The organism is Paenibacillus sp. UNC217MF (assembly GCF_000686865.1).
GTDB lineage: Bacteria > Bacillota > Bacilli > Paenibacillales > Paenibacillaceae > Paenibacillus_B > Paenibacillus_B suaedae.
Window position 1 is genome coordinate 317,103 of the sequence record NZ_JMLT01000008.1, and the last position, 26,448, is coordinate 343,550.

Genomic DNA, 26,448 nt, shown 5'->3' on the forward strand with positions numbered 1-26,448 from the left:
AGCTAATTTTTCTGCCCCTTACTCTTCTTGGCAACGTGGTACAAACGAAAAATGTGAATGGCCCTCTACGTAAGTTTCCCAAAAGTCATGATTATGCTACCGTTTCAAAGGAAGAGCTTTCATACGCTAACAACTTAATAATATCCGACCAAGGAAATGTCTAGGCTGAAAATTGCTTTCGAGTCATTTATGAATAAACAATCGTACTTGGCTTGACAACCCGTCACTACGAAAAAAACTCATGCTAAAGCATGAGTTTTTTAATTAGCCCTTTTAACAATTTTAATTAGTGTCTTTGTTCGCTTATCTCCATATAGTAATCGTAATATATCATAAAGCACATAGTAATCCCAATTGAATAAACTCTCTCGTATTAAAAAGTAATTTAGAATAAATATTTCATTTAAAACTGCATTAATCAAATCAAAGAATTTATCGGTATCAATAATTGTATTTTCATATAAACGAGAAAAATAATCAACACTTAATACAGGCAAAGAGTTAGAACCTGAGTGAACTATTCCACTCAATTTTTTATACAAAGTTAGATTACGTTCTACTGAATCATAGTATTCCTTATATTCATTTATATCTAAGCAATTTTTCAAATCATTGATAAACTTGTTTTTAGTTTCAATAAACCGGTAATCTAAAGGAGAAAACGACAATGAATTATCATTTTCTAACATAAATTGTCTTTCTCTTTCCAGTACAAATTTATAATTCGCTTCTTGTGCTGACCTTAGTAAGAGCAGAGAAGCCCTACATTGTCCAGTAATAAGTGCATAATTTGATTCGAGAAGCAATGAAAAAGTCATATTAAAATTTGTACTAAAGTATCTTTTAGTTTCCGCCTTATTTTTAAAGTAGTTCAACAGGAATATATATCCAAATATCTTTTTGATTGAACTTTCATTAATCTCAAAAAATTCTTGTTTAATTCCTTCTAATTTTTTTAATTTATTAAATTCATTTTGAAAGCTCTCATTTATTCTTATCAATCTCCATTACTTCCTTTACTAACAGAGTTATACCATCCTATAACATCTTCCTCAATTTTATTAGTTGGCTTCTTTTCTCTATTATCTGAACCACTCTGTAAATCATTTTCATGTAAAAATGAAATTATAAGTTTTATGGATGCAGATATCTTCAAAGAATCATACTCTTCAGATACATATTTTAGTAATCTCGAAGCAAGGTATGGTCTAGATTTAAACAAATAATCATTATACTCCTTCTCGAAAACCTTTTTTAAAAAATCATTTAGATCATTGTTTCTAACAAATATTACTCTGTTCAGTATCAATTCATATAGAATTCCCATATATAAATTTTTAGTTTGTTGAATAGAAAACTTATTTTTGTTTATTACACTCAACTCACTAATAAAATCCCTTTTATTCGCATCTTTTTTCATAATTCTCCTCCAATGATTGAATCCTACCATTTATTTCTGTAACAACTCGGCTAATGGAGTTTTTTAAAGCCTCATGCCTAGCTCCACTTTCATCATATAGTGAGAATTTTAATGGTACAGATGAATGATATGGAACCTCTGTCTCAAAAAATGACTGTTGTATAGTTCTTTGCAGTCTTTCTTTCAACTTACTAGCGATAGGCATATCGTGTGTTAAAGTAAATAAAACTCCCAGTGATCTAATGTTTTGACGTCTTAATTCTCTCCTATACATGGAATACATTTTTAAAATACCTGACTTATTCTCATAGAATGTTGATTTCACTAAGCTCTCTAGCAATCCAATTCCCACACTTGAGAATAAGTCCACTTTACTTGGGATTATGTAATAATCTGAAGCAAATAAACCAGCCTGAGTCAGAATCGTCCAATTTGGAGGACAATCAATAAAAATATAATCGTAGGTATTTCTGAACTCAAATGCTTCAAAATGATCTTCTAAAACGTTATGTTTTCCACTCGTGTCTCCATACAAAGATTCAAATAAATCTAAATCACCAGGAATTAAATCTAAATTTTCCTTTATGTTATATACTAATGATGGGTTTTCTAAGTGATTTACTACTCCTTCTTGAGTAAATAACGTCCGCACTGTTGTTCCTCTTGATTTTAATCTATTATATATCAACTGAGAAGATATTTCTTTCTTATAGTTTTCATCTTGACTGTAATCATCACTCTGATCGTATTCTTCAGAGTTATCTCCTGCAGAAATATTTTCTCCATATTTTTCATTAAATTCCGAAAGGGCATCAGCAAGTAAGCTGGATTCAATTTCTTTTTTATGGTGCCGAAATTGATGATTAAGTAATGCTTGTGTAGCGTTAAATTGAGGATCCATATCTATTACTAATACTTTGTGTCCATCTTTAGAGAAGGCATTTGCAATATTTATAGCAGTTGAGGTCTTTCCGACACCTCCTTTTAAGTTAATAAAAGAAATTATCTTAGCTTTACCAGTATCCATATTTCCACTCCTATACTTAAATTATGTTTAGTCAGAATACACTTTTTTGTAGTTCTAATATTATTTATTCGACAATAAAACTAGTTCTCCTGTCCTACTAATAAGTAAAAAATATGAAGTAGACCATTACTCAGCATTTCACGAGAAATACACAGTAAAACAAAATTTTTATCATTAATTTCAACGTGAGAAATATTAACTAGATTCTATTCATCAATACCTTCTCAAAATATTCTTTCCTCAACTCTGCATCCCACTCAATCGCAATATCGATACGTTTTTCTGTTATACTCAAAAGCTTCCCTTTTTCAAATATGCAGTGATAATCGTAGCAGTACATATCGCTTCTCATGCCTTGAAGAACTTGGGGCATATTAGAGGCGACTCCTTGATTATGAATATCCATAATCCAGTCTACTCGTTTCCAATCCAAAATTCCTTCGTCTGTCTTAATCGGCGTATTGTATGTAAAGCTCTTCTCCACACTTGCTGCGTACAAATACATGCCGCCAAACCTCGTCCCGTCCACCATCCAACTGACGATGCCCTTGAATGTCAAATCCGTGGGCGTTATTCCCGTTTCTTCTTTCAATTCACGTTCCATCGATTCACGAGGAGACTCCCCTGCTTCCAGCTTGCCGCCGATGCCATTCCAGCACCCCATCCAGCTCGGTTTCTCCCGATTAAGCAGCAGAACCTCGTTCCCGCGTTGAATATAACAGATATTGTAGATTAGCATATGATGTCTCTCCTGATGTTTCATAATGACTTCAGTTATCGTATCAAATATAAAGCTAATTAGCGACAGTGGCATGCGATAAAGGATAGCAGTACGCCCGTTAGTAAATAACCCTCTCCTCTGAGACATCCCGTCCAAGAGGTTGATGATCGAGTTCTCCCTACTTGAAATGACTGATGTCTCAGTGCCACATCCTGCACTTTATTCAGCTGCTAATGGCTTGGCATGATGAAATCGAATAATCGAAAAAGCATCAATCGTAGATCCGAGCACTGCGTCGCAAATAGGGTGCAGGTTCGGAGTAAATCGCAATTCTACACCGGCTTGTACGATGTGCTGAATGAGATCGGTCATCGGCTCGATCTGAATGGGCTTCACCGTTTGTTCCGAAATATAGTATCCAGCATTCGCATCTAGTAACTGAAAAGTAGAATCTTCAAATGTATATTTATAGATCGTTGTATTGCTTATCTGCTCGAGCCAGTCATTCTCAACCACTATTATTTTGTTTGCCACTGTGTGACCAAAGAATCTCGCTTCATCTTCCGTACTCATCATGTCCGATTTTGCATAAATGACCCTTGGACAATCTCGGGGCAAATAATAGTGAACCGCATTCTCCTCATTTATCGCCCATACTGCCGGCGGAATATGCGATTGTTTTGCTGGACGCGGTATAAATGTGGAAATGGTTGAATCTTCACTAAAATGGTATAGCATCGCTGATCTCCTTCACATATTCTTGTTGTCTTCGTATGAATATAAATCTATAAATATAATTTGAGATCCAACAGATCTTGAATCATCGCATTCGCCTCTGCAGGTATCTCATAATACTTGTCTTCCTTCCAGATTGCAGTCATTCCAATTGCACGGCTTGCCCTCACGTCATTGTCCGGATGATCGCCGACGTAAATCGCTTCTTCTGCTCGAACAGACAGTTTATACAATGCACGATGGAAGATAGCTGGATCTGGCTTGCGTAGCCCTTCCCACTCGGAAATCAAGATACAGTCAAAATAGGCTTCAATGCCAAGACCCTGCACATTCGCATACTGAAATTGACCATATCCATTCGATAGCAACCCAAGCTTCAAGCCTTGCTGCTTGATGAGGTCCAGTACCTCCAGCAAATTCGGAAAGCCTATGCAGTGTCGGTGGAAATTCGTGATATAATCCTCAAGTAATTCCTCCCACGACATGTCCAACCCACATTCCTGAATCATCTGCTGGTAAACTGCATCCTTCCATACATAACCCCGGCAATCCAGCTCGACAAATCGATTCACGAAGGCCTGCTTATCGATCTTCTGCAAGCCTCTGAATCTCACATATTGATCCTCAAGAAAAGATAGCAATGAGCTCTCTCGATCCAATAGCGTACCATCCAAATCGAAGATAACAGCCTTCACACCGACACCTCCCGACCAGTATACCTTTCATTGTAAACAACAACTATCACTCACTCATGAGAATGTGGTATGATTGTTCACTTCCAACTCGATTAGTTCAACATGCTCCTCACCATAACTATCTGACCAACGCAATTTGACATAACTGCCAGCGAAGTCATCCTTCGTCATGGTCCGCTCGAACTCCGTAGGCTCGCTTTGAGTGGAGCCCAAGTGATCCAATTCCGATAATAGTTGCACACTGCCGTTCGTAGCTAGCATTCCACTCGTAAGGACTCCCTCTTCGCGTTCCCCATGCTTCTCGTAATATTCAATATAGAACGATGAGGAATCCTTAATATCCTTGGTGTCACCCAGGTAAGTCAATGATGCAGATCCTCTTCGTATCGAATTCGATGTTCGCATCACCTGATAATGACGAAGCTTCCAGTGCTCTGACTGCCCTCTTAACTCGAACACATCCAACGCAAGCTGCACAACTGTCTCATTTCCTTTCTCTTTCTCTTTCTCTTTCTCTTTCTCTGTCATAAGGCATCCTATCGTGATCAAGTTTGTAATAAGCAAGATAAGCGCTATCCCCCATGCTGCTTTAGAATGACGCATCATGCTCAACCTCCTTGCTTTCGATTGTCATCTTCAATTACCACTTCTGAATATATCCCGCCTTGCGCAAATACTTCTCATTGAATGGATTCAACTCTGGAATCGGTTCATCAAGAGCGAAATACTTCACTTCCAAACCCTCATGATCATTCACGACAGGTGTTCCCGTTACATCCAAAGCTTCATACACAGCAATTACATTATAGACTTCATCACCGTGCGGGTATTGGAAGTACATATCCGATCCAGACAACAGTGTAACAAATTTCATTCCTCCTGCACGAAGTCCCGTTTCCTCATAAAGCTCGCGATGCGCCGCTTCCTCCATCGATTCCCCTAATTCCATTGCGCCGCCTATCGTTCCCCAATCCAGAGTATCCGCCCGCTTTTGAAGCAATAAGTGGCCTGCTTCATTAAATACGAGTACACAGGCGCCTACTAAAAGCAATGGCTTCGTACCTACAACTTTACGCAATTCCGATATATATCCCATGTCTTTCATATCTCCTTTATGAACGCTGTGTTGTTAGGCAGAATGCTGAATATGAATATTAATCCCAAAATTAGGCATAATCATTATCCTAAAAACAAGAACCGATGTACATACAAAAAAAAGCCATGCTTCCTTCGTTAAGATAAGCTGGCTGTTCTGGTCTACTTTGCATTTATGTAGTAGATGAGATGATCTGTCCACGCGTCATTTTCATATATAAATCCTTTTCGAATACACTCAAACTTCATTCCAACCCCTTCTGCACATTTGATTGAAGGAGTATTATCAAGGTTAATATGCGCCTCAATGCGATGATAATTAAGTTTATCAAACGCAAAAGTAATTGCTGCAGCTACAGCCTCTTTTCCATAACCCCTTCTCCAATATTGATTATGAATCATATAACCTAATCTGGCCCATTGAAAATCATCCCGCAATAGCGTAGAAAAGTCGATGGCCCCTACATGGGCGTTGTCTTCTTTTCGAAAGATGCCGCAAAAATATAGTCTATCTTCGACAGCCAATCTATGATGATTGTCAATCTCCAGTTGAAACCATTCTTCGGTGTATCTGCTCATCTCAACGGTGCCTTCATCATATTTGTGCTGTGCAGGCATCCTATTTTCATATCCAGCTAGCCATGCGAAGTAGTCTTCTCCCTCAAGCGGTCTAATCACAAGCCGTTCAGACTGTATACGGTAAGAGCACTTGTTCAACCAAACACCTCATCTTCAACTGAGATTTATTATGATAAAGATCGCTATTTCTCCACGGCATACAGATAAAGATGCATATCTCCGATCTGATATGGCTTGACGAATTCTTTTATAACAGCCATCCCTAGATCCCATAATCCAAAGCCATACTCTTGATAGCGCGCGTTCTGCCGATCCAACCATGCTTGTACATCAGCATCCTCAAACTTGCGATCATAGGCATACATGACCTCTTCATCCTGCAGAATCTCGCATAAATCTGGATAATCTGCCTGGTTCATCTGCCGCAATTGCAGCCGCTCTGTTTCTAGTATCATCTCTGCCTCACCTTAATGCTTCATTAGGATACAATAACGAACCTACGCCCTTATTGCGATTTCGATCAGTTCCTGTTCAATACGACGAGCATCATCAAGATGGAACATATGAGCGGATTTATCCATCCAGATCAACCGTTTGCCAGCAGGGGCCTCCAACTTCGCGCAAAACGTTTCTACAAACTGCCCATGCACATGAACATCATGTCTGCCACGACAAGATACACCTGGCAACGGCAGACCAGGACCACCATGAAGCATAAGCAGGATAGGAAGACCTTCTCTTATCGATTGGACCAATATGTATTGTTCGATTCCACCGATCTGAACCTTCTCAATCTTATTGATGCCAGTATGAGGAATGTTGAACTCTCGTTTAGCTAACCATTTCATAGAGCTCCCCCTTGCAATCAGTGCGTTCCACGCAAACGGTACCAATAGCGATATGCCTCTTTGTACTGAAGCTTCTGATAGAGATGCAAGGCAGGCGCATTGTTCTGTACGATGAGAATATAGTTGCGAGATGCCCCTAAGCCCAGTCGCGGTTTTATGAGAATCCAGGACTGGGCCAACTTTCATCAAATTCCTTATATGTACCTTACAAATAGACTTTGCGCTTGAATACAGCAATGATATCTCTGGACTGACCATGGGTGGTGCTCGTGTCGAAGCAGGACACTAACTCCCATCCTTCGTAGCCGGCTTCATTCAGCATTTGCTCGAAGCCATCTTCATCGACCTTGCCGCCCAGAAATCCTCCTGTCTTATATTTGATCGTACGATATTCCCACTTCGTATCCAACTTATCATCTCCTACGATAGCCAAAATAACTGTTCTCGTAAATTATATCACGATACTTCAGACAGATGATGACGCTCCTGCTGAAACGCCATGTCTCTCCCGAAATTCTCGCGCTAGTATACTCATCATAATAGAGTCGTGGTATTCATGATTGTAGTAAAGTGCTTCTCTCTGAATCCCCTCTTGTACAAACCCAATCTTCTCGTAGGCTCGGACTGCCCTTGCATTGTATGAAAATACAACCAATTCAATTCGATTGAGGTTCAGCATACCGAAGCCGTAATCCAACATAAGAATCATTGCTTCCGGACCGTACCCTTGCCCGCAGTCCTCTTCAGCGAATATCGCGATACGAATATGACCGCTCCGATTCGATGGATCCATATCCATAATCGCAATTTCTCCAATCGGCCGCTCATCCTCCTGCAGCGCGATAACGAACTGTGCCCGTTCACGGTCAGATGCAATTGTATCCAAATAGTTTCGAAGTACTTCTCTGGAAAACAACTTTTTCGTACCCGTCAATCGGTTAGACTCCTGTTGGAGTAATGCCTCATAGTACCAATCTATGTCGTCACCAGTAAATGGACGTAAGTATATTCTTTTTCCTGCTATCCCTTTGCGTGAATTGCTCATTTTACGTCACCCTCTTCAGTATATTTGGAAAAGAAAAATAGTAATGTAGCCGTGTTCTTTGCTTTTCGAACTTCCAGTTCATTTTCGACCCTTTGCCGCAGCGCCTTTTCATTCAGCCCTTGCTGCACAAATTGAAACCAGTGCCTATTCTCCGCTGTACACGGTCTATGACTTGCCCAGAATGATACAATTTTCTCCCTCTGACTCCTGATCCCACAGCATTTCAGGTGAAATGCATTGAAGACATGACAACAGCTTTACTTGATAGTGGGAAACCAGTCGATGTTTGGATATCAACAGAAACTCATCTAACTGTCCATCATTCACTTGCACCTATCTCCGCCCCCATTTCCAGCTTCGAAAGCGCCACTCAGACAATCATCCTGTAGATAAATAATCCTAGGCCTACGGCCATAATGATAGCCCCGCCGATCTTGGTAAGCATGATGTAGTCATCACTGGGCCCGGAGTCTTCATCTACGGCCCACCCATGCTTCATCTCCCATCCGAACTTAGGAAAGAAGAAGCTGACAGCTCCTGCAATAATAACAACAGCGAGGAAAACAGTCATAAGCAGCACGTCCTCCGCTTCACTTATTTGCCTTCATTTCGACCTTACTCTTGGAAAGAAGCCTGATAGTGACTTGTATCTCCATGCTGAACAATTACAGCTTGTGGTTCACCAGCAATAATCTCTACCTGACTGAGACTAGTTGGCTGAATGTTTGGCGGCTCCCAGAGTTGATCTGGAAGTCTGTGCTCAAAGTAAGCCATCAGCGTCTTCACGACAACCGTATGTGTCACGATCAGAATCGACTTGCCTTCGTTGTCCGCAATCATAGACTGTACATACGGCAGCACTCGATGACGAAGCTCTTCGAATGTCTCTCCGTTCACGCCCTTATATTCGGTCGGCTCATACCAAAATGCCTCGAACTGATCTGGATAGGCTCGCTGCAATTCATCTGCAAGCTGTCCTTCCCAGTCTCCCATATGAATTTCCTTCAACGCATCCGTACTAATAATCGGGATATCACGCTCCCCGCGAATGAGCCGTGCCGTCATATCCGTTCTGCCGCTGCTGCTGGCATAGATGCAATCAATCGCTGTATCCTTCATCGCTTCACCCAACCATTGTGCCTGCCTAACCCCAAGCGCCGTCAACGGGGAGTCCATATGCCCCTGCATGCGCCGCTCCACATTCCATTCGGTTTGGCCGTGGCGGACAATATATAATGTCGTCTTCTTGCTCATCGTATCACTCCTATTCGCGAGCCGTTACTCGTTCGAAATCATTTCTGCACATACAACACAACCCGATCTGAGATACGGATGATCCTGGATCGGGCTTATCACGAGTAAATGCTGTTCCATTATTATACATACGAATTTCAATATTAGAAGTTACAAAATCGAGTATTATCCGATAACCACGCTATGCCCTACGATATGCATTCCAATCGAATTGCTGCAAGTCTTCTACTTGGAACGTTTCTCTTAGCAGTACGCCCAGCGAATAATGGCCTAATTCCTCTCGATAACGCTGTTCCGCATTGGTGAAGGCTTGGGTCATTATTGTCTCACCGATCGCAACTGCACGCTGGTCCGAAAAGATCTGATGAACCAAATTCGTCGTTTTCAAAAATGGCTTGGTGCCCTCTATCGCCTCAAACACATCGAGCAGCCGAATGTCATCCGCATCCTTCGCGAGTTGAAACCCACCGTTCTTTCCCGAGGTCGATGTAATCAGTTTTTTCACGACCAGCATTCTCATAATCTTTTTCAAAAAAGACGGCGACACATCCAGTCGATCGCTGATCGTATCGCTCGTGACTGCATCTCCATGATGCTGAGTAGCCAGCATCACCAAAATGCAAATCGCCTGCTCTACCCCACTTTTTATTTGCATCCTTATCTCCTTCTACTTGCTGTTTCCGAAATATAATTGCACCAGCCATGTGCGTCTCTACTTCCATTATAGATATTTTCCAATCCGACACAAATAAAAAAGAGCATGGATACCTGCTGTGTACCCATGCTTTGCATTCCTCTATCCGAAATTATCAATTTTAGAATATAAGTTCATCCAATTCGATCGGAGCCCGCGTCAGCAATTCATAACCATCCTTCGTTATGAGAACCGTATCAGAATGCCGGAAGCCTCCAACGCCTTCCACATAGATCCCCGGTTCAATCGAAATCACCATATTTTCTGTAAGCACCTCATCGCTGCCTTCCGCCACAAATGGCGCCTCATGATTACTTAACCCAATTCCATGCCCCGTTCGATGCAGCAAATTGCCGATAAGTCCATATTGCGCCAAGTAATTCCGCGCCGCCAAATCAACTTCCTTCGCGTTTACGCCTGACTTCAATACGCTCAGCGCCGCTTTGCGGGCATTCATCATATGTTGGAACAACTCCGTTTCTTCTTTCGTCGGATTTCCTAAGAAGAAGGTGCGCTCGCATTCCGAGGCATACCCATTAATTCGGTAATAGGTCATCGCCACATTCGGGCCATCCCCAACCTTTTTGTATATGTCTGGAACCCCGTGCGGCATGGCACTTTCAGGAGCAGGCCACACGACGGCTAACAGGTTCGTGTTAAGCGGATCCAATTGTTTTGTTTTAATCAACTCTACCTGCGGAATTTGTGCCAGGGCGGACATTTCCAGTACCATCGTTTCTCTCGACGCCTTCTTGAAAATGTCGAGCATCGTACGATCCGCTATATTTGCACAAAAGCGAATGCGCTCCATTTCGTAATCGCTCTTGATCTGCCGTGCGGCTGCGACGAAGTGACATAGCTCTACATGGCTCCCTTGAATGCGGACATAATGCTCAGCCGGAATGTTTGCCTCTACACCAATGTGCTGGAATTTATGTAATACACTGCTTAGCCGTTCAAACCAATTCTCACCGGCAGGTGATGGATAATCCCAATAAGACACAGTATCTGTGTCCAATATCCCTTTTTGGACATGTGCCTCTTCCAATTTGGGCACGACCAAGGTTGGCTTGCTATCAAGTGAAATGACAATAAAAAATGGCCGTTCTTCGGGACTGTACGTAATATTCGTGTAGTACCAAATATCCTCCTGTGACGATACGACATATGCATCATAGCCCTTCACTTCCATCTTTGCTTTCAATTTGGCAATACGCGTTTCCAACTCCTGCTTCAACATACCGATACCACCCTTCCGCATGATGTAATAAAAATTTCGATTTATTCATCTACTTTTTTTATCTATTATGGATTATAATTATCCATAAATAGTTTTGCAACTGCTCTTTTCATTCAGTAGCGATCTATAAAGAAAGGTGGCTCCCCATACATGAATATCGGCACGTTGGCGCGTGATAAGGATTACCTATTGGAGGCAGTGCTCTTTGCAGGAAAGTTGCTTCTGGAGAACGGAGCGGAAACAAGCCGGGTTGAGGATACGATGGAGCGGATGATTCACCACGCCATCGGAGATTCCCGTCCAGCTAGCGATTACACCTACGTAACCGTCAATGGCATTTTCGTGAAGCTGAATTCGGGCGGCTCTCAATTTCAGAGAATCGATAAGCGGCAGTATGACTTGAATAAAATATTCGGCATCAATCAGATATCTCGGGATTTTGCTGCTGGCCGCGTTAGTCTTCAAGACATGCGGCATCGTCTATTCGTAATTGATAAGGATGTGTGCAAGCTGAAGCTGTGGCACAAGTTCATATGCACAGCCTGCTTGAGTGGGAGCATCATTCTCCTATTTGGAGGATCATTCGTGGATGTGCCAGCAGCCATATTCGCAGGCCTCGTTGCCTATTTCATGCATTCATGGCTGACACGAGCATTACATGCGCCCTTCCTGCCTGAATACGGCGCCGCCTTGCTTGGCGGCGTGGCAGGCTACATAGGTTTTACTTATAGAGGGGTGCATCTTGATCTCATCATGATGGGGGCAGTAGCTCCGCTCGTACCGGGCATCGCTATCACGAACGCGATTCGCGATATGATGGCCAGACATTATATTTCTGGCATGATCGTGGCAATCGAAGCGTTGTTTACCGCTAGCGCGCTTGGCTCCGGCATTGCAAGTGCATCTTATCTATTTCTTCGGTAAATAGACAAAGAAAGAAGGGGCTTGACGATGAGAGATATCGCCATTCACATGATATTCAGCTTCCTTGCTGCTGTATCGTTCTATAGCTAGATTCATCTTGCGTCATTATCATCATCGATAGGTACAATGAGGTGCTGCGTGCGTTCAGCGTCGATTTCTCTCCATCCACTGAACAGCATAATCAACAAGCTCTCGGACAGGCATTAGCAATGCGTCTGCATTTGCTATTTTCCCGCTGCGCACATAACCAGTATCACGGGCAAAGTCAGCCCCCAGCTTCTCAAAGTCATCGGTATCGAAGTCTACATCTTGATAGGCTACCCATGATTTTACACCGTCTACAATCATAGGAGACTTCAACACCATCATCTGCTTGCTCGCATATTCAGCACGATACTCAGCCAAATGTATAGTCGTATTATTGCTATGCCCAACGCCCAGCAGCAAGATCCAACCGTTTAACTCGTACAGTTTCGCTATCGGAGACTGTTCACCCTGACTGTAATCGAGACTGTGATTCGCAATGATCCGATCCTTGTTCGCTCCCCACGCAGCAAAGGAAACCTGAGGGTGATAGCTTCGCACAACCCCGCTCTGCTTACGGAAAAGCTCTGGAATAATCCCCATTTCCAAGCACGGTGTAAATGCAATATCAAATGCTGGCATCTGCTCCCGAATCTGTTCCCACCACGATTCCGGAACAGGAGGGCATTGCCATGTCGATGGATCTGATAAATCCACGGTATGCGTTGGCATGACCAGAGTTCCCTGCTCACTTAGCTGCTCTTCGAGCGCCAGTATGACAGCTGATGCGCCGCCCGCAACCCAGCTGCCTAATGATTTCATAGAGGAGTGCAGAATAAGGTTCATCCCCGACTGCACGCCCAGAGCCTCAAAATCTTTCGTTAATGTGTCAATCGTAAATAGTTCCCCGCTCATGACTTCCATTTCGAATCCCACCTTATTTGAGTTACTTTCTATTTGCTCGTCCATGTTGTTCGTACGTAACCCATCTTCATTCCTACCCGCTCCATATTACGATGGCTTGGTGATAGAAATGCGCACTGGCTAACGGCCAACCGGCAGCCACGCTTTGCTGCTTCTGCGATTCTATGTTTCAACAGCCGGCTCTGCAATCCGAGCCTACGATATTCCGGTAAGGTCGCCGCAAATGTCAAGGAGGCAATCCTGTTTTGCATATGCATGACCCCTGCAGCGGCAGGCTGCTGATCAACATAAGCGACATAGAACTTCCAGCCCGGTCGATGATATAAAATTCGATTATTCATCGCGACATGCGGGATTCCGCTGTCCGGTAATCCAGTTCCCTTGCAATGAATCGTGGCATACATTTCGAAATCGTCTTCTTGCAGCTCAACTACGCGAATGCGCTGATCATCCACCCACTCTTCTTCGTACGCTTTCTGCTCTATCCCGAAATACATGGATGTATGATAACCAGAGGGATACATACCGCGCTCCGACAACCGCTTCAGAAATGGAGCGTCCACCATCCCGGGCACAATTTCGAACTGCGGCTTCCCTCCACGATCCGTGAAGAACTTCATCATATCTTCGATTCGGTCTATATCCGCTCCTCTGCATCCTTTTATCGTGTTGAAGGTCGGCCAATGCATTCCAGCACTAAAATAGCACGCAGCTTCCCCAATTCGCTCCAGTTCTACATCCTCGGGATTGCCCGGTTTCTGCTGAATCGCAAGCATGCGATCCCACATGTAATTGATTTCGGATTGTTCGATCTCATTGATTAGCTCTTCGGATGCGATGCCGCCTTCCATTTCCAATCCACCTCTAACTCTAGTAGGTATATCGTAATACTATTCACACCGTTTCGAGACTGTAGAGCAGGATCAATATTCCAGCTATATTGCTCATTATACATGGCGCATGGATACAATTCGTATCACTCTCTATCGCCTTCAATGAATAAATATACAACACCCTGTCCTCTACAGAAGGGATACCCCCATTATGATTCTAACTGAGGAGCAACCCGATGCTTCGTCGCCTGTTCATAACCATAGGCCAGTCTCAGCAAAGTCGGTTCCGCATAGGCCCTTCCGACAAAGGTAACTCCTTGCGGGCCTTTCGTCGTATAGCCCCCAGGTGCTATAATCCCAGACTCGGCATATCCCGCCGGGATGGTGATGGATGGATACCCGGCTCGAGCAGCCAGATCAGCTCCATGCTCATTGCCTAGGAAGAACAGTGCATCCAATTCATGCTTACTCAAGACTTCGTCGATGCCTTTGCGAGCCATCTCCTGATTGCGAGTGAGACTAGCATGATATTCTGGCTCCGTTAGCGTACCACTTGTCTCTTCCGCCCATAGGAGCACATTCTGACCGTATTTCAAGGCAATGTCAGCGTGCGCTTCATTGTACGCAATGACCTCTGCAAGAGAATGGACAGGCATCGTAATGTCCAATCGAGCTAGATAGTCATTCAGCGCTTTTTTGAATTCAAATCGAAGTACATTGGAATCCCATTTCACATGCTGACAAGGCAGCTCCACCGGATCAATGATGGTTGCACCCTTGCTTCTCAGCACCTCGATGGCAGATTCCATAATTGCTAGCCTCGCTTCATCCAAGTCCTGATAATAAAATCTTGGAATCCCTATTCGCGCCTGCCCGATGAAGCTCTCATCTAAAAATGGTGTATAGTCGCGATATGATCGAGACTTACTCGTCTGCGTCCATGCATCTGTCTCGTCGACCCCCGTTATCGCACCCAGCACTATGGCTGCATCTCTTACGGTTCGCCCCATCGGTCCAGCCGTATCCTGACTCACTGTAATCGGGATAATTCCGCTGCGGCTGATGAGACCTAATGTCGGCTTAATTCCCACGATACCATTTTGACTGGATGGAGAAATAATCGAACCTGACGTTTCCGTTCCAATTGCAGCAGCTGTTAAATTCGCCGCTACCGCAACAGCCGAACCCGAGCTCGACCCGCCAACAAATAATTCGCCTGGCCCGTATGGATTAAGCGTTAGCCCACCTCGTGAACTATAGCCCGCCCACATTGTGCTTGACATAAAATTTGCCCATTCGGTCATATTTGCCTTCCCAAGAATGATCGCGCCCGCCTCACGCAGACGTGCTGCCATGTAAGAATCTTCTGGTGCGATCCATTCCGCCAATGCAATCGAACCTGCACTTGTGTGCAGCCTGTCATTTGTATCGATATTATCCTTCAGTACAATGGGGATGCCATGAAGCATCCCACGACATCCCCGTTCTTGCCGTTCCTTGTCAAGTTCACGTGCAATTGCAATCGCATCCGGATTTACTTCTAAAATGGAACGAAGCTCCGAATCAACCTTACGGATACGTTTTCCAAATAGACGTTAACCAGCTCTTCCGCGGTCAGTTCTCCCGCATTCATTGCCGCCTGCATACTTGATATATCTGCTTCGATAATCCATGTAGATAATGATTCCATGTTCGATTCAACAACCTTCTCTGTCGTGTAATTTTCTATATCTATCATTCTTGTTCTAACGATCTACTGTGTGAATAAATGATTCATTCATCTATGCAGAGCCTGCACCAATGAACTGAATGACTCCGATTCCGAATGTAACAAGGAAAATAACGATGACTGCAATGATTACATACTTGAACCCTCGAATAAACCTCTGATTTCTCTCAAGCTGCTTCTCTACCTCCGTTATGCGCTGTTCAAGGTCATGCAGATTTACTTCCTTTGACATGTCTTCGTTCCTCCTAATGAAGATAATCTATTGGAATAAACCGGATAGGCAGCCGGAAAAGATCATGGATGCTCGTTCATCGACATAACTTATTTCTCATTCGCTTCGCTTGATGAAGCAGGCTTGGAATGGCTTAGGAGCCATTGATATAACTCTGGATTTTGATAGGTTTCCGTCCATGCATCATGATTGGCATTCGGATAGATGGTTAACTTGGCATTGCCCCCTGCTGCGTTCGCCGCATCCACCATTTCGTTCGATTTTTCAGCAGGTATGATAGCATCTTTCGCACCATGGAATGCCCAGATTGGTGTATGCGTGAGCTGTACTGCCTGTTTTGGGTTTCCCCCGCCACAGATCGGCGCAATCGCTGCGAACTTATTGGGGTAATTTGCGGCCAAGAACCATGTTCCAACTCCCCCCATACTCAGACCAGTTACATAGATCTTTCTTTCATCAATACGATAGGTTTCGCATACGTCATCCAGCAAAGCAATAAGCGCATCGCGTTCGATTTCCCATAATGATTCTTCCGGGCATTGTGGAGAGACGATAACAAAAGGGAGTTTCTCTCCCTTCTCAGCCAACTTCGGCGGACCATGCCGCTTCACTAATTCGATGTCGTTCCCTCTCTCGCCAGCCCCATGCAGGAAGAGCAACAATGGCCATTTCGCCGTAGGATCCTTTCCATACTTGTCAGGCAAATATAATAGATAATTGATATGTACCTGCTTCGTAATCTCACGTTGCAATCGATGTGATAATTGTTTCGTCATTCATCATCAGCCTCCTGGTTTACATAATAGAAAGTACGTTCCCTACTGCAGCTTATATTGATATCCCTTGTAGCTCATTTCTCTCTGGAACCCTATTCGCTCTGCAATTGCACTCGACGGCTTATTCGACGCTGTACAGTCCCAACACATCGATTGGCCTTGAGAAAATAAATGCTCCACATAAGCACGAACTGCAATCTGTGCAAGCTTGCGTCCACGAAATTGCTCTATCGTGTCAATTCCTAGCGCATGAATATGACGGTATCGGAATCCGGTCATGCACAAGCTTGCGACGGTCTCATTGTGCATCACACAAAAACCACCGCCTTCTTCTAGAAACCGCTCCGTCGATTCCCAAAAGTCCAGAACCCTTGATTCGAGAAAAGAATGATTCCGAATACTCTTATTTTGCAGCAGTTCCTCGGTAACTTGAACCACCGTATAATCACCGTCAGGCAATTGGATTGCATCTTGCTTGTAATCCGGCAACATTAGCGAATATACATAAGATGTCCATGAGGACAACTCTCGATCGGCAAATATGTGCTCAATCGCTTGATTCCAACTTGGATGAGTGCCGATGCATTCTGCCCACTCCAATCCTAATCCCAGCGCTTCTTCACGTAACACTTCATCCATATAGACTCTTATGTCCCTATTGAAGGATGCATTAGTAGCGTCACCAACAAATAAAAAACCGTCTAAATTGCCCTGCCACACCATTGCGGATCGCGGCGATTCCGGGTGATCGGCAAATATTCTGCCGGGGTTGTTGCCTGCAACGATTGCCTTCGGTTCCAGCATCGTAGTGCAATTCACTAAATCCGTACATGTATAAAATTGCTCGCGCTCAAGTTCAATTATCATATGTATGTATCCCCCTCTTTTCGTTTTTATTGATAGGGATGTTAACGAATTCTCTTCTCTAAGCAGTAAAACGGGACATCCGAATGTGGAAAAATAACCGTTCCTCTTATTTCATATTGTAAATGTTGATAGAACGATAAAGCCCTTTCATTTTTGGAATAGCAATCTAATCGGATGCTAGATAGAGAATGGTTGCCTGCATACCACTCTGCAAAGCCCATTAATTTCGTTGCTATCCCTAGTCCCTGCAATTCCGGATCAACCCCAAGGCGATAAACAACAAGACACTTCGCATCCTGACCAGACTGCCATTGAATCGTCTCATACTCGGTAGGCTGACTGCTGTGCAAGGTAATGACTCCACAAATCAAATCATCCTTAAAATAGGCATACATTGACCCACTGGCTATGCTTTGTTCTACCACTTCCACGTTGGGATAATGTTCATCCCATTGATCGATTCCTTGAGCAATCATATGTGCTGTGCACTGTGAGAAGAGCTTCATGATGTGTGGTAACTCCAACTTTTCAGCTAAACGAATGGTCACTACATATCCTACTCCCTATTGGTTTTATACGATATTTTACAAAGGAATAACCTTTTCTTCCCTACGCAACAATTCCTGTTTTTTGATTTTTCCTTTCTATTACACTCCCGCTCATTCTGCACAAATTCTTCCTTCGTTAAGCCAAATAGAATCACATCCATTTACCGTCCATCGATATACCTTCAATATACCGCTTAAAGTGGGAGATTGCTTGTGAAAGAACAATATAAATAAAACTTTACCCAACCTTAATCCAGATTCACATTTTCCCTACGCGCCATGTTAATGATGCCTTGTATGAAATCAGACTTCCCCGCTGTGTATTGAACGCGATCATGCGGAAATTGTACAGCTAAAGCATGCTTAAGCTGCATATACTGCTCCCTTGCATCCCGGCGCATCTGTAAATAATTGCGGAATCGGATATTGTCCTTCCAATTCTCCCCATTATACAGATAGACATGCAGATGTTCTGTGCCCGCTCTCCACTGTCCCCTGCGAAAAAACAATCGTTCAGGGAAATCTGGCTTATGCACATATTCATAACCAATCTCCAGCAATCGTTCGATGTGCTTCGCCTTCATATCTTCTAATTCCCGTACACCAAGCATCATATCAATGACTGGCTTGGCACTGAGCCCCGGCACCGACGTGCTTCCGATATGCTCAACCGCCAAACCTATGTCCGCGACGGCTTCCATTATCTTTTTTCGTTCTTCTTCATACCTTCTTATCCATTCAGGGTTATATGAATCAATAATGACCTGTTCCATATTGGCACCTCATCCTGTCAAAACTTCAAAAGCATTTTTTCGAACCAGCTTCCTGAAAGATCACACTCTACAGGGCAGATATTAGTGACAATCGCGTCAGATCAGTATCCTGTTAATGATTGCCCCCCTTCATAATTATAAATCCATATCCCACTTCGTTCCAATTGATCTATTAATTATTCGATGTTACCCAGATCTTTTGTCTATAAATATTATCCAACATAATTTTGAAAAATTTTGATTCGTATGTAACAGTGTATTCATTATGTTGCTAATCTGTGGAAAAAATAGAGTATTAGACTGGCAAGTTTACCGTGAATATTGGCCCCACTTCCCCAAGTCCTGTCGAGATTTCAGTTGGATACCTTAGTGCAGGATCTTATGTCCTTAAAGGGGAAGGTTCTTACGGTAGTCTTGGGATGGTTAGTTTGAATCAAGTCTATTAAAATAAAAGGGCCAAGCGTATGATTTCGTTCGTTTGGTCTTTTTATCTATCGCCCGCCCAAAACTAGTCGTAACAACGTACTATAAACATCTCATTGATGTACTCATAGATGAGACAGCGCCCCTTTTCCGGCATTCAACCGAAAGAAGGGGCGCCTTGTTTAGAAAGGGCTGCTCAGATGGCAGAACCCTAGTTCACGGACTCTAGCGATTTCAATACGACCAGTGCAATATCGCTGATATCAATGATTCCATCTCCGTTCAAGTCCATCATTCGGTTGCTGTCGTCAAGCTTCTTGCCCAATTGCTTGGCAATGAGCGCGATATCCTGAGCGTCTACTCTATGGTCTTTGTTGAAATCTTCTACATCGTAAGCGAATCGGATGCCAAGCTTCTCATCTTCCGAGAGCATATAAGACAGTTTGGTCACATCTCCATTTTTGTCGGTAAAGAACGACTGTTTGGTAAGCACCACTTCCGCCGGATCGCCAAATTGCTTCGCCTTTATGGTTATATGCGCAATATCCACGTTGCCGCCTAGTGCTCGATCTCCTAACTGAGTAGCAATGATGTTGACTTTGCCCTTCGCACCGTCTTGGTTCCAACCCAGATAAGCGGTAGATGTGGAACCGAACCCGTCTGCCATCCGAACATCCACCACTTCGAACAGGGCGGGGTCAAATGCCAATGCTGCCTGCACCGCATACAGGTCGGTAACGTCCTTGGCCTGCAAGATCACATCAAACGTATCTCCGACGGACACTTCGCCCACAGCCTTCAATTGCAGCCCGCCCGGAGACTGTCCTTCAAAGGTCACTTGGTCATAATATCCGACCATCATGTTCCACGCTGAAGAATATAGGGATATTCGTGCGAAAACCGCTTGTTCTGGAGCAGTGCCGGTCGCTGAAATGTCGATCCATTCTTTTTGTGGCATGCCTTTAATTATCGTGCCTGCTACCGTACTGATCCGGGCACCGGATTTATCATAGAAATATAAAACGATGCCGGAGTCATCCGTTCTCAAGCCTTCAATCAGTCCCTGCTCGATATAGAGTTTCGCCGAAGCCGTATATTCGCCGCCGCGGACGACTGGAATCGGATCGCTAAGATAGCTGCCGATTCCTTTATTGCTTTGTGACTTGTCAATAATCTTCAAGCTTTGCCCTTGTTCTCCACAAAAGCTCTGTTCCTGCGAAAGGCTATACTCAACTTCCGTTCCTGCTTCCGCGCTGCTCCAGCCTGGGATGGTTCCATCCGCATTTAGCGGTTCCCCGAAACAGCCGTTCCTCACAACCGTCTTTACGCTGTCAGATTCGGAAATCGGGATCATCATTAATTTCGTTTTATCCGTGTAATAGATTTGTTCATGTCCGTCCGCGTCCTTAGCAAGTGTCATGAAGCTCATCTCAAAGTTGCTTGGAGTTAACGAACGATACTCCATCGTGGCCGGATCCACAACCGTCATCCTGTTCGCCAGACTGATATACAGAAGACCATCCTCACCCCAGCGGGAATAATACGGACGCCACATTCCGTAATCCTTCACATCGGGATATATGTTTTTTTGCTTAACGACCGAAAGATCGTCCGGATTCAATGCAAAAAGTACGCCGTCAACGCCGCCCCACAGCAAACCGTCCGGTCCAATAGTAAGCCCGCTGATCATCCGATGATTGCCAAGCCCAGTCAACGATGTAAGCTGTGTATGCATCGTTATTTCCTTTTTCGCGATATCCCAAACAAACACTTCCGGGTTATTCGCAGGCATCGTTGTGTTTAATCCTCCAGATTTGGTAGTTGAACCATAAATTTTACCGTCCTTATAGGCAAGACCTACAATGCTGTGATCCTGGATGATATTGCGATACACCTGCTTTTCCCCGCTTGCCAAATCGTAAATCGTTAATGCTCCGCCCAATTGCCCATAGTCCGGAATCGTACCGATCAGCAACTTTCCGTCCGCATACTCCATCTTATAGGGTCTATCTTGACCTGATCCAACCTGGAACAGCTGCTTGGGCTCGCTCATTTTGCCATTGGAAATATCCGTCTCATAAATGTACCCGCCAGGATATATCCCGTAATATACCTTATTTCCGGCAGATACGATCCCTTCCGCTTGTCCGATCAAGAAGTTGGATGATTCACGGGTTACCGGATCAAACGCACCTCCGACCCCGCCGGGATAAGCGGTCATATACAGGCGTCCATCCGTTCCCCGCTCCATATTATGAATCGGAATCGGTCCGCCTTTGGCGGCAACGCCCGGCAGATCTTTGCGCAGTCCTTTCTTCACGTCCAGCGCCGATAATTTGCCGTTGGCCTGGATCGTCACGATCGTGCGGTCAGGGGTTAGCTCAGGATCCCCCATATCGATCCATGCCGCCCCACGTAAGGAAGTAGCAAAGCTAATTCCCGTATTTCTCGTCGCAAGCGTCGACAAATCAACCTCCAAGATGCCTCCGTGGGCTGGCACATAAGCCTTGCCTTCCGCGACAGGGATCTGGTTATAGCTCATCACTCCCTTACCGTTTACTGGATCAACACCTATATATTTATCTTCCCACTTCTGTTCCTGCAGATTGTAGTAGACCATCATTAAACCTGCTTCTCCACTTGCTTTGACAAACAGATATTTATCCACTACGGCCATATCATAGGCAAATTCCAGTTTTTCATGTTCTACACCAAGAATGCCCGGTACTGCGTCGGAGATGACTTCCGAAGCTCCCGTCTTCACGTTCACTTTCACGACTTCGAATGGAAGCGCCATGCCGGCATAAAGGTAACCATCAACGTAAGCCATGGAGCGTATATAGTTGTGGTTAGCAAGTAAACTCCCGTAATCCTTTAATTCTTTGGTCTTCGGATTATATCGGAACAGCTTGCCATGATCATAGGTGCCGATATAGACATTTCCTTCTGGATCGGTTGTCATGGACCATACTGATTTCTCGCCCCCGATGACCTTCAGCTTCTGAACGGACTTGGTAGCCGGCGAGTAGCTCCACAGCTCCCCCGTACCTGATGCGGTATTGGTGCCAATATAAACGGTACCGTCGGGAGCAATGACATGTCTCCACGATTGGGCGACTCCTTCAAGCTCAAAAGTACGGATTAGCGCGTTATTTTTGACATCTATCACGTTAAATACGGCAGGAGTGGTTGATGCTGTTGTGTACAGCACATCCCTTCCATTTTCTTTTCCCATCACGCCATCGTTGATCGATACGGTACGGATCGGATAACCGAGATTTATGGGCGTTCCAAACTTTAATTTCGACAATTTACTCTCCTTCTCCGAGGCTGCCTGCGCCCCCATCGGCAATAGCGTACTTAGCCCCAGTGCCAAGATAAGCGCCATAGTAATTGAACGGGTTCTCATACCGCGTGGTATCATAGAGCATGTCCTCCTTCATCCAAATTCAGCAGCTTCGACAGGATCGCGTTGGTCAGCGCCTCGACATCCGCATGATCAATTCTGCCGTCATTGTTGATATCATATTTCCAGTTGTCCCCCGTCGCCATTTGCCCGACCATTTTGGCTACAGCCATCACATCAAACAGATCAATCATCCCGTCGCCGTTCACATCCAGAGTTGCTCTTCGGATCTGGGTGCTGGCTCGTTCATCAGATGTACCGATATAAATCTTGTTGTTCTGGATACCTTCTGAATCCTGTACCCCGGAGCCCGTAAGAAGCGTAACATCAACACGATCTGGCTCACCCAAAACTTTAAAGGTGACATTTATGATCTGTTTATCATCGCTGACGCTAGAACCCGCTGTTTTGGATACCTCGAATTTCAGAACCCCCGCTTCATGACTCCAATTCAGCTTTGCTTCCCCACCTGTATGAAAATCACTTGCGACGGCTGCATACACAACCTCCAGCACCGTCGGATCATAACGCAAGCTGCCAAATGCCTTCTGCACGTCCTGACCTCGGCTCAGCATAATTTTGGCTTCAAGCTGCTGGCTGCCTGAAATGCCTGTAGGCATTTGCAGATGCAAGGTTCCTGGCGCTTTCTCTTCTTGCGGTGAGGTTAAAGTGAAGTCATCATAAAAAGCACCTGACTCCGCAGTAAAGTAGTTAGAAATAGAAGCTGCTAATCTCGCATTTACGGCATTGGAAGGAGCAATACCCGTTACCGTAACCCGCGTCCACGACCCGACGGTTCGTAAATGAACGATGTTCTCGCCATCCTTATCCGTATTGACCTGTTTCCCGGCTGCATCATAGAAACGAAGCACCAGGCTCGCTCCGGGCGCATTTCCTGCATTCGGGGCAATATACATCATGGCCGACCCGTTATACGTATAGCCCGGCGTTACATGGCGCGGATCGCTCTGCACATAAATCGGCAGTGTATTCGATTTATCTACCAGCTTCAGGCTGGAAGTGCCGTAATACCGCATATCCTGCGTTATTTCATAGGAAGTTCCCTCATTCGGAGCAAAAAACATGCTCCAGCCTGGGATGGTTCCATCCGCATTCAACGCCTCTTCAAACCCGTTATTGAAGAGTGGTTTCACTTCATGAATTTCTTGAGAAGCCAGTTCGCCCGCCCCTACAGGCTCAAGCAGCGGATCCTTCTCTTCTCCTTCCGGGATCAAGGAGTCATCCACCGGATCTTCCTGCGGTTGTTTAACCTTACCGTCCGCCGGATCACCATCTTTGCCATCGGATGGCACATCAACTGAACCATCGCCAGGCTCACCATTATCCATGCCAGATCCGTCAGTCGGCCCACCATCAGCGGGTTCACCAATCGGCTGATCGACTGGATCACCGCCCTGTTCCGTTGATATCGCATCTTTACGTGCCCCAGAAGCCTCGGCGGTTCCGGGAACAAGCATTAACGGCTGCAAGGCGATTAGAAAAACCAACGCGGCAATTCTCCCCATTCTCCAAACTTTTTTCAATCCGGAGTTCAACATAACCGACTCCCCTCCCTTATTTCGCATGCTGATGCATTTTCCAAATCAACACGGCCGTATCGGCACGATTTGAAGACTGCTTCGGCATAAATAGGTTCTGCCCTGTACCTGAAATGATCTTCATTTCTTTTGCCTTATTTACCGACGATTGGGCCCAAGAACTAATTGCATTTTGATCAGCAAACACCTTGCCTGAAGCCTGCGCATTGCCGCCCTGAACCTGACCGAGGATTTGTAATGCATTCATCATCATGACGACCATCTGCTCACGGGTCACCGGTTCATTCGGCTTGAATGTGCCATCGTCGTAACCTTTGGTTATTTGAAGCTGATGCATTATTTTCACGTCTTCGTAATACCAATCGCCTTTCCTAACATCCGAATATGCGGCTTCTTCTTTACGATCCGTTATAAGCCGATCCAAGGAGAGCGCTTTCACGATCATGGAAGAAAACTCAGCGCGGGTCACTGCTTTTCTAGGCGAAAATAACGTCTCCGATGTCCCTTGCACGATATGCTTCGCAGTCAGAGCCTCAATTGCATATCGGGCTTCCGGATAAATGCCGGAGATATCTTCAAACGACTTGGTATATTCCATCACACGGTATGTCCCGGCCTGCTTTACAACCAGCCCGAATTTACTAGCCTGCTCTTGATGGAGGGCTTCCCTGATATATTCCCAAGCAGCCGTAGCCGTGTTATAACGATAAACGCCCAGTTTATTGACATCACGTCCGCCCAGCGTATATTCCAACAATGCATTGAGCTCGATTTTATTGATTTCCGCAGTATTCATCTTCCATTGAGACAGAGATAATTTCATGTTCTCCAAAAGTGTTTTTCGCTTGCTCAGATCCTCTGGGGCAATCACATAGGTATCCACGCCCTCTTTATTCATAGAAATGGAAGATAGTTTCTCCAGGATGGATAACGCAGCTTTCTGAATTACCTCCTTGACTACTGAAGCCGGTTCCAATTTCAGCCCGTTCAGTAAGGTTTGCAGCATTTCCGCAGCACGTACCGGATCCTTTTCCTTCAATATGGCATCCATATTCCAAACCGGCTCCTTGCTTGAACCCGACTGTCCGCTCGTGGTGCCTGAGCCTGAACCTGACCCCGATCCTGGAGAAGGATCTCGGTCGTCCTTCTTCGAAATTGTAAATGTTATTGCTTCACCCACACCAAATGTAAGCACTTTCAAATCTTTGTATCCTTGCTCATTAACAACTCTTTCGCTGCTTACGGCTTTCACATGCTGAATCTCGACAACGGCCTGTTTTCCCTGCAGCGCCTTAAACGTAATTTCTGCTAGGCGAACAGATGCCTGCGGAATTCCCTGCAGCTGTTTTCTCATCACGGGGATATAAAGCTTCCCTTCATTGGCATCATCCTTGTAAGCGCCAAAAGCATCATACCCGTCACCGGCCTTTACCTCCAGCACCTGCAAAGCCTTGATGTCGTAGGTTAGCGAAACCTCGACACCAAATAGATCATTGAAATTTTCACCGCTCACTTGCAACTTGAACGTGTCACCAACATGTACGCTGCTTGAAGGGTTACTAAGAGTAATCTGTGCCCCCTCTGCCGCCTTGGCGTCCATGCTGCTAAAGTTGAAAGACATCAATATGAGCAGCATCAAGCAAAGCGCAAACATCATTTTTTTCATCCTGATCTCTCCTTTCGGATCAAACTTTTGGGTTAGATTCGGATTTAGCTAAAAGGGATCACCTCCTTCGGTCATGTCCTTTATTCTGTATAAAGTGAACCCATGATTGTTCAGATGAATTTTTCAACATGAAGTGCCATGGGTAAATAAAAACCCGCTTCATCATCTTATAGTCGATAGTAGCGGGTTCTCTTCGTGTATATGGAAATGCAATTCTAAATTCTAACTGAATCTCCTCTTGTAATTGTGCATGTTCCATAATATTGCTTGAGTGAAATTGAAGTCCTGACGCTTTCATTTTCAAGGAACTTTTCTCCTATTTCGCTACCTACCAATTGGAATTCTTACCCACCCCTCGATCTGATATAAATTTCTCCATCAGCCTACGTTTTCCTCTTTTATTCGCGTTAT

The 26,448-nt window shown here is 44.6% G+C and carries 28 protein-coding genes and 1 pseudogene; 1 reads left to right on the forward strand and 28 read right to left on the reverse strand.

The window, feature by feature from the left end:
* Window positions 1-260 precede the first annotated feature (260 nt).
* The 17 genes from BP95_RS0104885 to BP95_RS0104970 form a co-directional block, all read right to left on the reverse strand.
* Window positions 261-1,001, reverse strand: coding sequence for a hypothetical protein (locus BP95_RS0104885; RefSeq protein WP_028531544.1), 741 nt, complete (start codon window positions 999-1,001; stop codon window positions 261-263).
* Window positions 998-1,420: a hypothetical protein gene (locus BP95_RS31765; RefSeq protein WP_051613993.1), complete on the reverse strand. Its 423-nt coding sequence runs from the start codon at window positions 1,418-1,420 to the stop codon at window positions 998-1,000. Before BP95_RS31765 ends, BP95_RS0104885 begins: the two co-directional genes overlap by 4 nt.
* Window positions 1,401-2,447, reverse strand: coding sequence for a ParA family protein (locus BP95_RS0104895; RefSeq protein ID WP_028531545.1), 1,047 nt, complete (start codon window positions 2,445-2,447; stop codon window positions 1,401-1,403). Before BP95_RS0104895 ends, BP95_RS31765 begins: the two co-directional genes overlap by 20 nt.
* Window positions 2,448-2,646: 199 nt before the next feature.
* Window positions 2,647-3,186 (reverse strand): NUDIX hydrolase, encoded by a 540-nt coding sequence (locus tag BP95_RS0104900; protein ID WP_036666678.1) that lies wholly within the window; start codon window positions 3,184-3,186, stop codon window positions 2,647-2,649.
* A gap of 201 nt (window positions 3,187-3,387) precedes the next feature.
* Window positions 3,388-3,906, reverse strand: coding sequence for a DUF6886 family protein (locus BP95_RS0104905; RefSeq protein ID WP_021255104.1), 519 nt, complete (start codon window positions 3,904-3,906; stop codon window positions 3,388-3,390).
* A 47-nt stretch (window positions 3,907-3,953) separates the two neighbouring features.
* A complete protein-coding gene (locus BP95_RS0104910) occupies window positions 3,954-4,598 on the reverse strand; it encodes an HAD family hydrolase (protein ID WP_021255105.1) in 645 nt (214 codons plus the stop codon).
* Window positions 4,599-4,652: 54 nt separating this feature from the next.
* Complete coding sequence (locus BP95_RS0104915) at window positions 4,653-5,204, reverse strand: hypothetical protein (RefSeq protein WP_028531547.1); 552 nt, start codon at window positions 5,202-5,204, stop codon at window positions 4,653-4,655.
* A 34-nt stretch (window positions 5,205-5,238) separates the two neighbouring features.
* Window positions 5,239-5,694, reverse strand: a complete 456-nt coding sequence (locus tag BP95_RS0104920) for an NUDIX hydrolase (RefSeq protein WP_028531548.1) — start codon at window positions 5,692-5,694, stop codon at window positions 5,239-5,241.
* Between the two features lie 161 nt (window positions 5,695-5,855).
* The gene (locus BP95_RS0104925) at window positions 5,856-6,311 is read right to left on the reverse strand and encodes a GNAT family N-acetyltransferase (RefSeq protein ID WP_442952323.1); all 456 of its coding nucleotides are present in this window, start codon (window positions 6,309-6,311) and stop codon (window positions 5,856-5,858) included.
* Window positions 6,312-6,454: 143 nt separating this feature from the next.
* Window positions 6,455-6,727, reverse strand: coding sequence for a GNAT family N-acetyltransferase (locus BP95_RS29570; protein ID WP_028531550.1), 273 nt, complete (start codon window positions 6,725-6,727; stop codon window positions 6,455-6,457).
* 42 nt (window positions 6,728-6,769) lie between these two features.
* Window positions 6,770-7,120, reverse strand: a complete 351-nt coding sequence (locus BP95_RS0104935; RefSeq protein ID WP_028531551.1) for a hypothetical protein — start codon at window positions 7,118-7,120, stop codon at window positions 6,770-6,772.
* Between the two features lie 205 nt (window positions 7,121-7,325).
* The gene (locus tag BP95_RS0104940; RefSeq protein WP_028531552.1) at window positions 7,326-7,529 is read right to left on the reverse strand and encodes a DUF4177 domain-containing protein; all 204 of its coding nucleotides are present in this window, start codon (window positions 7,527-7,529) and stop codon (window positions 7,326-7,328) included.
* 57 nt (window positions 7,530-7,586) lie between these two features.
* Window positions 7,587-8,165 (reverse strand): GNAT family N-acetyltransferase, encoded by a 579-nt coding sequence (locus BP95_RS0104945; protein ID WP_028531553.1) that lies wholly within the window; start codon window positions 8,163-8,165, stop codon window positions 7,587-7,589.
* 370 nt (window positions 8,166-8,535) lie between these two features.
* Window positions 8,536-8,736: a DUF6199 family natural product biosynthesis protein gene (locus tag BP95_RS0104955; RefSeq protein WP_021255115.1), complete on the reverse strand. Its 201-nt coding sequence runs from the start codon at window positions 8,734-8,736 to the stop codon at window positions 8,536-8,538.
* A gap of 44 nt (window positions 8,737-8,780) precedes the next feature.
* Entirely contained in the window at window positions 8,781-9,419 is a 639-nt protein-coding gene (locus tag BP95_RS0104960; protein ID WP_021255116.1) for a histidine phosphatase family protein, read from the reverse strand.
* A gap of 181 nt (window positions 9,420-9,600) precedes the next feature.
* Window positions 9,601-10,074 (reverse strand): Rrf2 family transcriptional regulator, encoded by a 474-nt coding sequence (locus BP95_RS0104965; RefSeq protein ID WP_021255117.1) that lies wholly within the window; start codon window positions 10,072-10,074, stop codon window positions 9,601-9,603.
* 160 nt (window positions 10,075-10,234) lie between these two features.
* Entirely contained in the window at window positions 10,235-11,353 is a 1,119-nt protein-coding gene (locus BP95_RS0104970; protein ID WP_175460826.1) for a M24 family metallopeptidase, read from the reverse strand.
* 150 nt (window positions 11,354-11,503) lie between these two features.
* Between BP95_RS0104970 and BP95_RS29575 the strand changes: the two genes are divergently transcribed.
* A complete protein-coding gene (locus tag BP95_RS29575) occupies window positions 11,504-12,277 on the forward strand; it encodes a threonine/serine exporter family protein (protein ID WP_021255118.1) in 774 nt (257 codons plus the stop codon).
* 144 nt (window positions 12,278-12,421) lie between these two features.
* On the opposite strand, the gene BP95_RS0104980 is transcribed toward BP95_RS29575, so the two are convergent.
* The 11 genes and pseudogenes from BP95_RS0104980 to BP95_RS0105030 form a co-directional block, all read right to left on the reverse strand.
* The gene (locus tag BP95_RS0104980) at window positions 12,422-13,225 is read right to left on the reverse strand and encodes an AAC(3) family N-acetyltransferase (protein ID WP_028531555.1); all 804 of its coding nucleotides are present in this window, start codon (window positions 13,223-13,225) and stop codon (window positions 12,422-12,424) included.
* 29 nt (window positions 13,226-13,254) lie between these two features.
* The gene (locus tag BP95_RS0104985) at window positions 13,255-14,076 is read right to left on the reverse strand and encodes a GNAT family N-acetyltransferase (protein WP_021255120.1); all 822 of its coding nucleotides are present in this window, start codon (window positions 14,074-14,076) and stop codon (window positions 13,255-13,257) included.
* A gap of 191 nt (window positions 14,077-14,267) precedes the next feature.
* A pseudogene (locus BP95_RS29580) lies at window positions 14,268-15,748 on the reverse strand (amidase family protein).
* A 91-nt stretch (window positions 15,749-15,839) separates the two neighbouring features.
* Entirely contained in the window at window positions 15,840-16,019 is a 180-nt protein-coding gene (locus BP95_RS0104995) for a hypothetical protein (protein WP_028531556.1), read from the reverse strand.
* Between the two features lie 89 nt (window positions 16,020-16,108).
* Complete coding sequence (locus tag BP95_RS0105000) at window positions 16,109-16,795, reverse strand: carboxylesterase family protein (protein WP_028531557.1); 687 nt, start codon at window positions 16,793-16,795, stop codon at window positions 16,109-16,111.
* Window positions 16,796-16,837: 42 nt separating this feature from the next.
* Entirely contained in the window at window positions 16,838-17,662 is an 825-nt protein-coding gene (locus BP95_RS0105005; protein ID WP_028531558.1) for a GNAT family N-acetyltransferase, read from the reverse strand.
* A gap of 41 nt (window positions 17,663-17,703) precedes the next feature.
* Window positions 17,704-18,210, reverse strand: coding sequence for a GNAT family N-acetyltransferase (locus tag BP95_RS0105010; protein WP_028531559.1), 507 nt, complete (start codon window positions 18,208-18,210; stop codon window positions 17,704-17,706).
* Between the two features lie 248 nt (window positions 18,211-18,458).
* On the reverse strand, window positions 18,459-18,983 hold the full coding sequence (locus tag BP95_RS0105015; RefSeq protein ID WP_021255125.1) for a GrpB family protein: 525 nt from the start codon (window positions 18,981-18,983) through the stop codon (window positions 18,459-18,461).
* Between the two features lie 634 nt (window positions 18,984-19,617).
* Window positions 19,618-22,830 carry a cohesin domain-containing protein gene (locus tag BP95_RS31770; protein WP_051613995.1) on the reverse strand — a complete coding sequence of 1,071 codons (3,213 nt, stop codon included), beginning with the start codon at window positions 22,828-22,830 and terminating at the stop codon, window positions 19,618-19,620.
* The gene (locus tag BP95_RS0105025; RefSeq protein WP_028531560.1) at window positions 22,827-24,371 is read right to left on the reverse strand and encodes a dockerin type I domain-containing protein; all 1,545 of its coding nucleotides are present in this window, start codon (window positions 24,369-24,371) and stop codon (window positions 22,827-22,829) included. Before BP95_RS0105025 ends, BP95_RS31770 begins: the two co-directional genes overlap by 4 nt.
* A gap of 16 nt (window positions 24,372-24,387) precedes the next feature.
* Window positions 24,388-26,037, reverse strand: a complete 1,650-nt coding sequence (locus BP95_RS0105030; RefSeq protein ID WP_028531561.1) for an S-layer homology domain-containing protein — start codon at window positions 26,035-26,037, stop codon at window positions 24,388-24,390.
* Window positions 26,038-26,448 lie beyond the last annotated feature (411 nt).

What these genes read in the sequence shown, in the direction of transcription:
- BP95_RS31765 (WP_051613993.1), bottom strand. Translation starts at nt 1,420, where the DNA reads ATGAAAAAAGATGCGAATAAAAGGGATTTTATTAGTGAGTTGAGTGTA.
- BP95_RS0104895 (WP_028531545.1), bottom strand. Translation starts at nt 2,447, where the DNA reads ATGGATACTGGTAAAGCTAAGATAATTTCTTTTATTAACTTAAAAGGA.
- BP95_RS0104900 (WP_036666678.1), bottom strand. Translation starts at nt 3,186, where the DNA reads ATGCTAATCTACAATATCTGTTATATTCAACGCGGGAACGAGGTTCTG.
- BP95_RS0104905 (WP_021255104.1), bottom strand. Translation starts at nt 3,906, where the DNA reads ATGCTATACCATTTTAGTGAAGATTCAACCATTTCCACATTTATACCG.
- BP95_RS0104915 (WP_028531547.1), bottom strand. Translation starts at nt 5,204, where the DNA reads ATGATGCGTCATTCTAAAGCAGCATGGGGGATAGCGCTTATCTTGCTT.
- BP95_RS0104920 (WP_028531548.1), bottom strand. Translation starts at nt 5,694, where the DNA reads ATGGGATATATATCGGAATTGCGTAAAGTTGTAGGTACGAAGCCATTG.
- BP95_RS0104925 (WP_442952323.1), bottom strand. Translation starts at nt 6,311, where the DNA reads ATGCCTGCACAGCACAAATATGATGAAGGCACCGTTGAGATGAGCAGA.
- BP95_RS29570 (WP_028531550.1), bottom strand. Translation starts at nt 6,727, where the DNA reads ATGATACTAGAAACAGAGCGGCTGCAATTGCGGCAGATGAACCAGGCA.
- BP95_RS0104935 (WP_028531551.1), bottom strand. Translation starts at nt 7,120, where the DNA reads ATGAAATGGTTAGCTAAACGAGAGTTCAACATTCCTCATACTGGCATC.
- BP95_RS0104945 (WP_028531553.1), bottom strand. Translation starts at nt 8,165, where the DNA reads ATGAGCAATTCACGCAAAGGGATAGCAGGAAAAAGAATATACTTACGT.
- BP95_RS0104955 (WP_021255115.1), bottom strand. Translation starts at nt 8,736, where the DNA reads ATGACTGTTTTCCTCGCTGTTGTTATTATTGCAGGAGCTGTCAGCTTC.
- BP95_RS0104960 (WP_021255116.1), bottom strand. Translation starts at nt 9,419, where the DNA reads ATGAGCAAGAAGACGACATTATATATTGTCCGCCACGGCCAAACCGAA.
- BP95_RS0104965 (WP_021255117.1), bottom strand. Translation starts at nt 10,074, where the DNA reads ATGCAAATAAAAAGTGGGGTAGAGCAGGCGATTTGCATTTTGGTGATG.
- BP95_RS0104970 (WP_175460826.1), bottom strand. Translation starts at nt 11,353, where the DNA reads ATGTTGAAGCAGGAGTTGGAAACGCGTATTGCCAAATTGAAAGCAAAG.
- BP95_RS29575 (WP_021255118.1), top strand. Translation starts at nt 11,504, where the DNA reads ATGAATATCGGCACGTTGGCGCGTGATAAGGATTACCTATTGGAGGCA.
- BP95_RS0104980 (WP_028531555.1), bottom strand. Translation starts at nt 13,225, where the DNA reads ATGGAAGTCATGAGCGGGGAACTATTTACGATTGACACATTAACGAAA.
- BP95_RS0104985 (WP_021255120.1), bottom strand. Translation starts at nt 14,076, where the DNA reads ATGGAAGGCGGCATCGCATCCGAAGAGCTAATCAATGAGATCGAACAA.
- BP95_RS0104995 (WP_028531556.1), bottom strand. Translation starts at nt 16,019, where the DNA reads ATGTCAAAGGAAGTAAATCTGCATGACCTTGAACAGCGCATAACGGAG.
- BP95_RS0105000 (WP_028531557.1), bottom strand. Translation starts at nt 16,795, where the DNA reads ATGACGAAACAATTATCACATCGATTGCAACGTGAGATTACGAAGCAG.
- BP95_RS0105005 (WP_028531558.1), bottom strand. Translation starts at nt 17,662, where the DNA reads ATGATAATTGAACTTGAGCGCGAGCAATTTTATACATGTACGGATTTA.
- BP95_RS0105015 (WP_021255125.1), bottom strand. Translation starts at nt 18,983, where the DNA reads ATGGAACAGGTCATTATTGATTCATATAACCCTGAATGGATAAGAAGG.
- BP95_RS31770 (WP_051613995.1), bottom strand. Translation starts at nt 22,830, where the DNA reads ATGATACCACGCGGTATGAGAACCCGTTCAATTACTATGGCGCTTATC.
- BP95_RS0105025 (WP_028531560.1), bottom strand. Translation starts at nt 24,371, where the DNA reads ATGTTGAACTCCGGATTGAAAAAAGTTTGGAGAATGGGGAGAATTGCC.
- BP95_RS0105030 (WP_028531561.1), bottom strand. Translation starts at nt 26,037, where the DNA reads ATGAAAAAAATGATGTTTGCGCTTTGCTTGATGCTGCTCATATTGATG.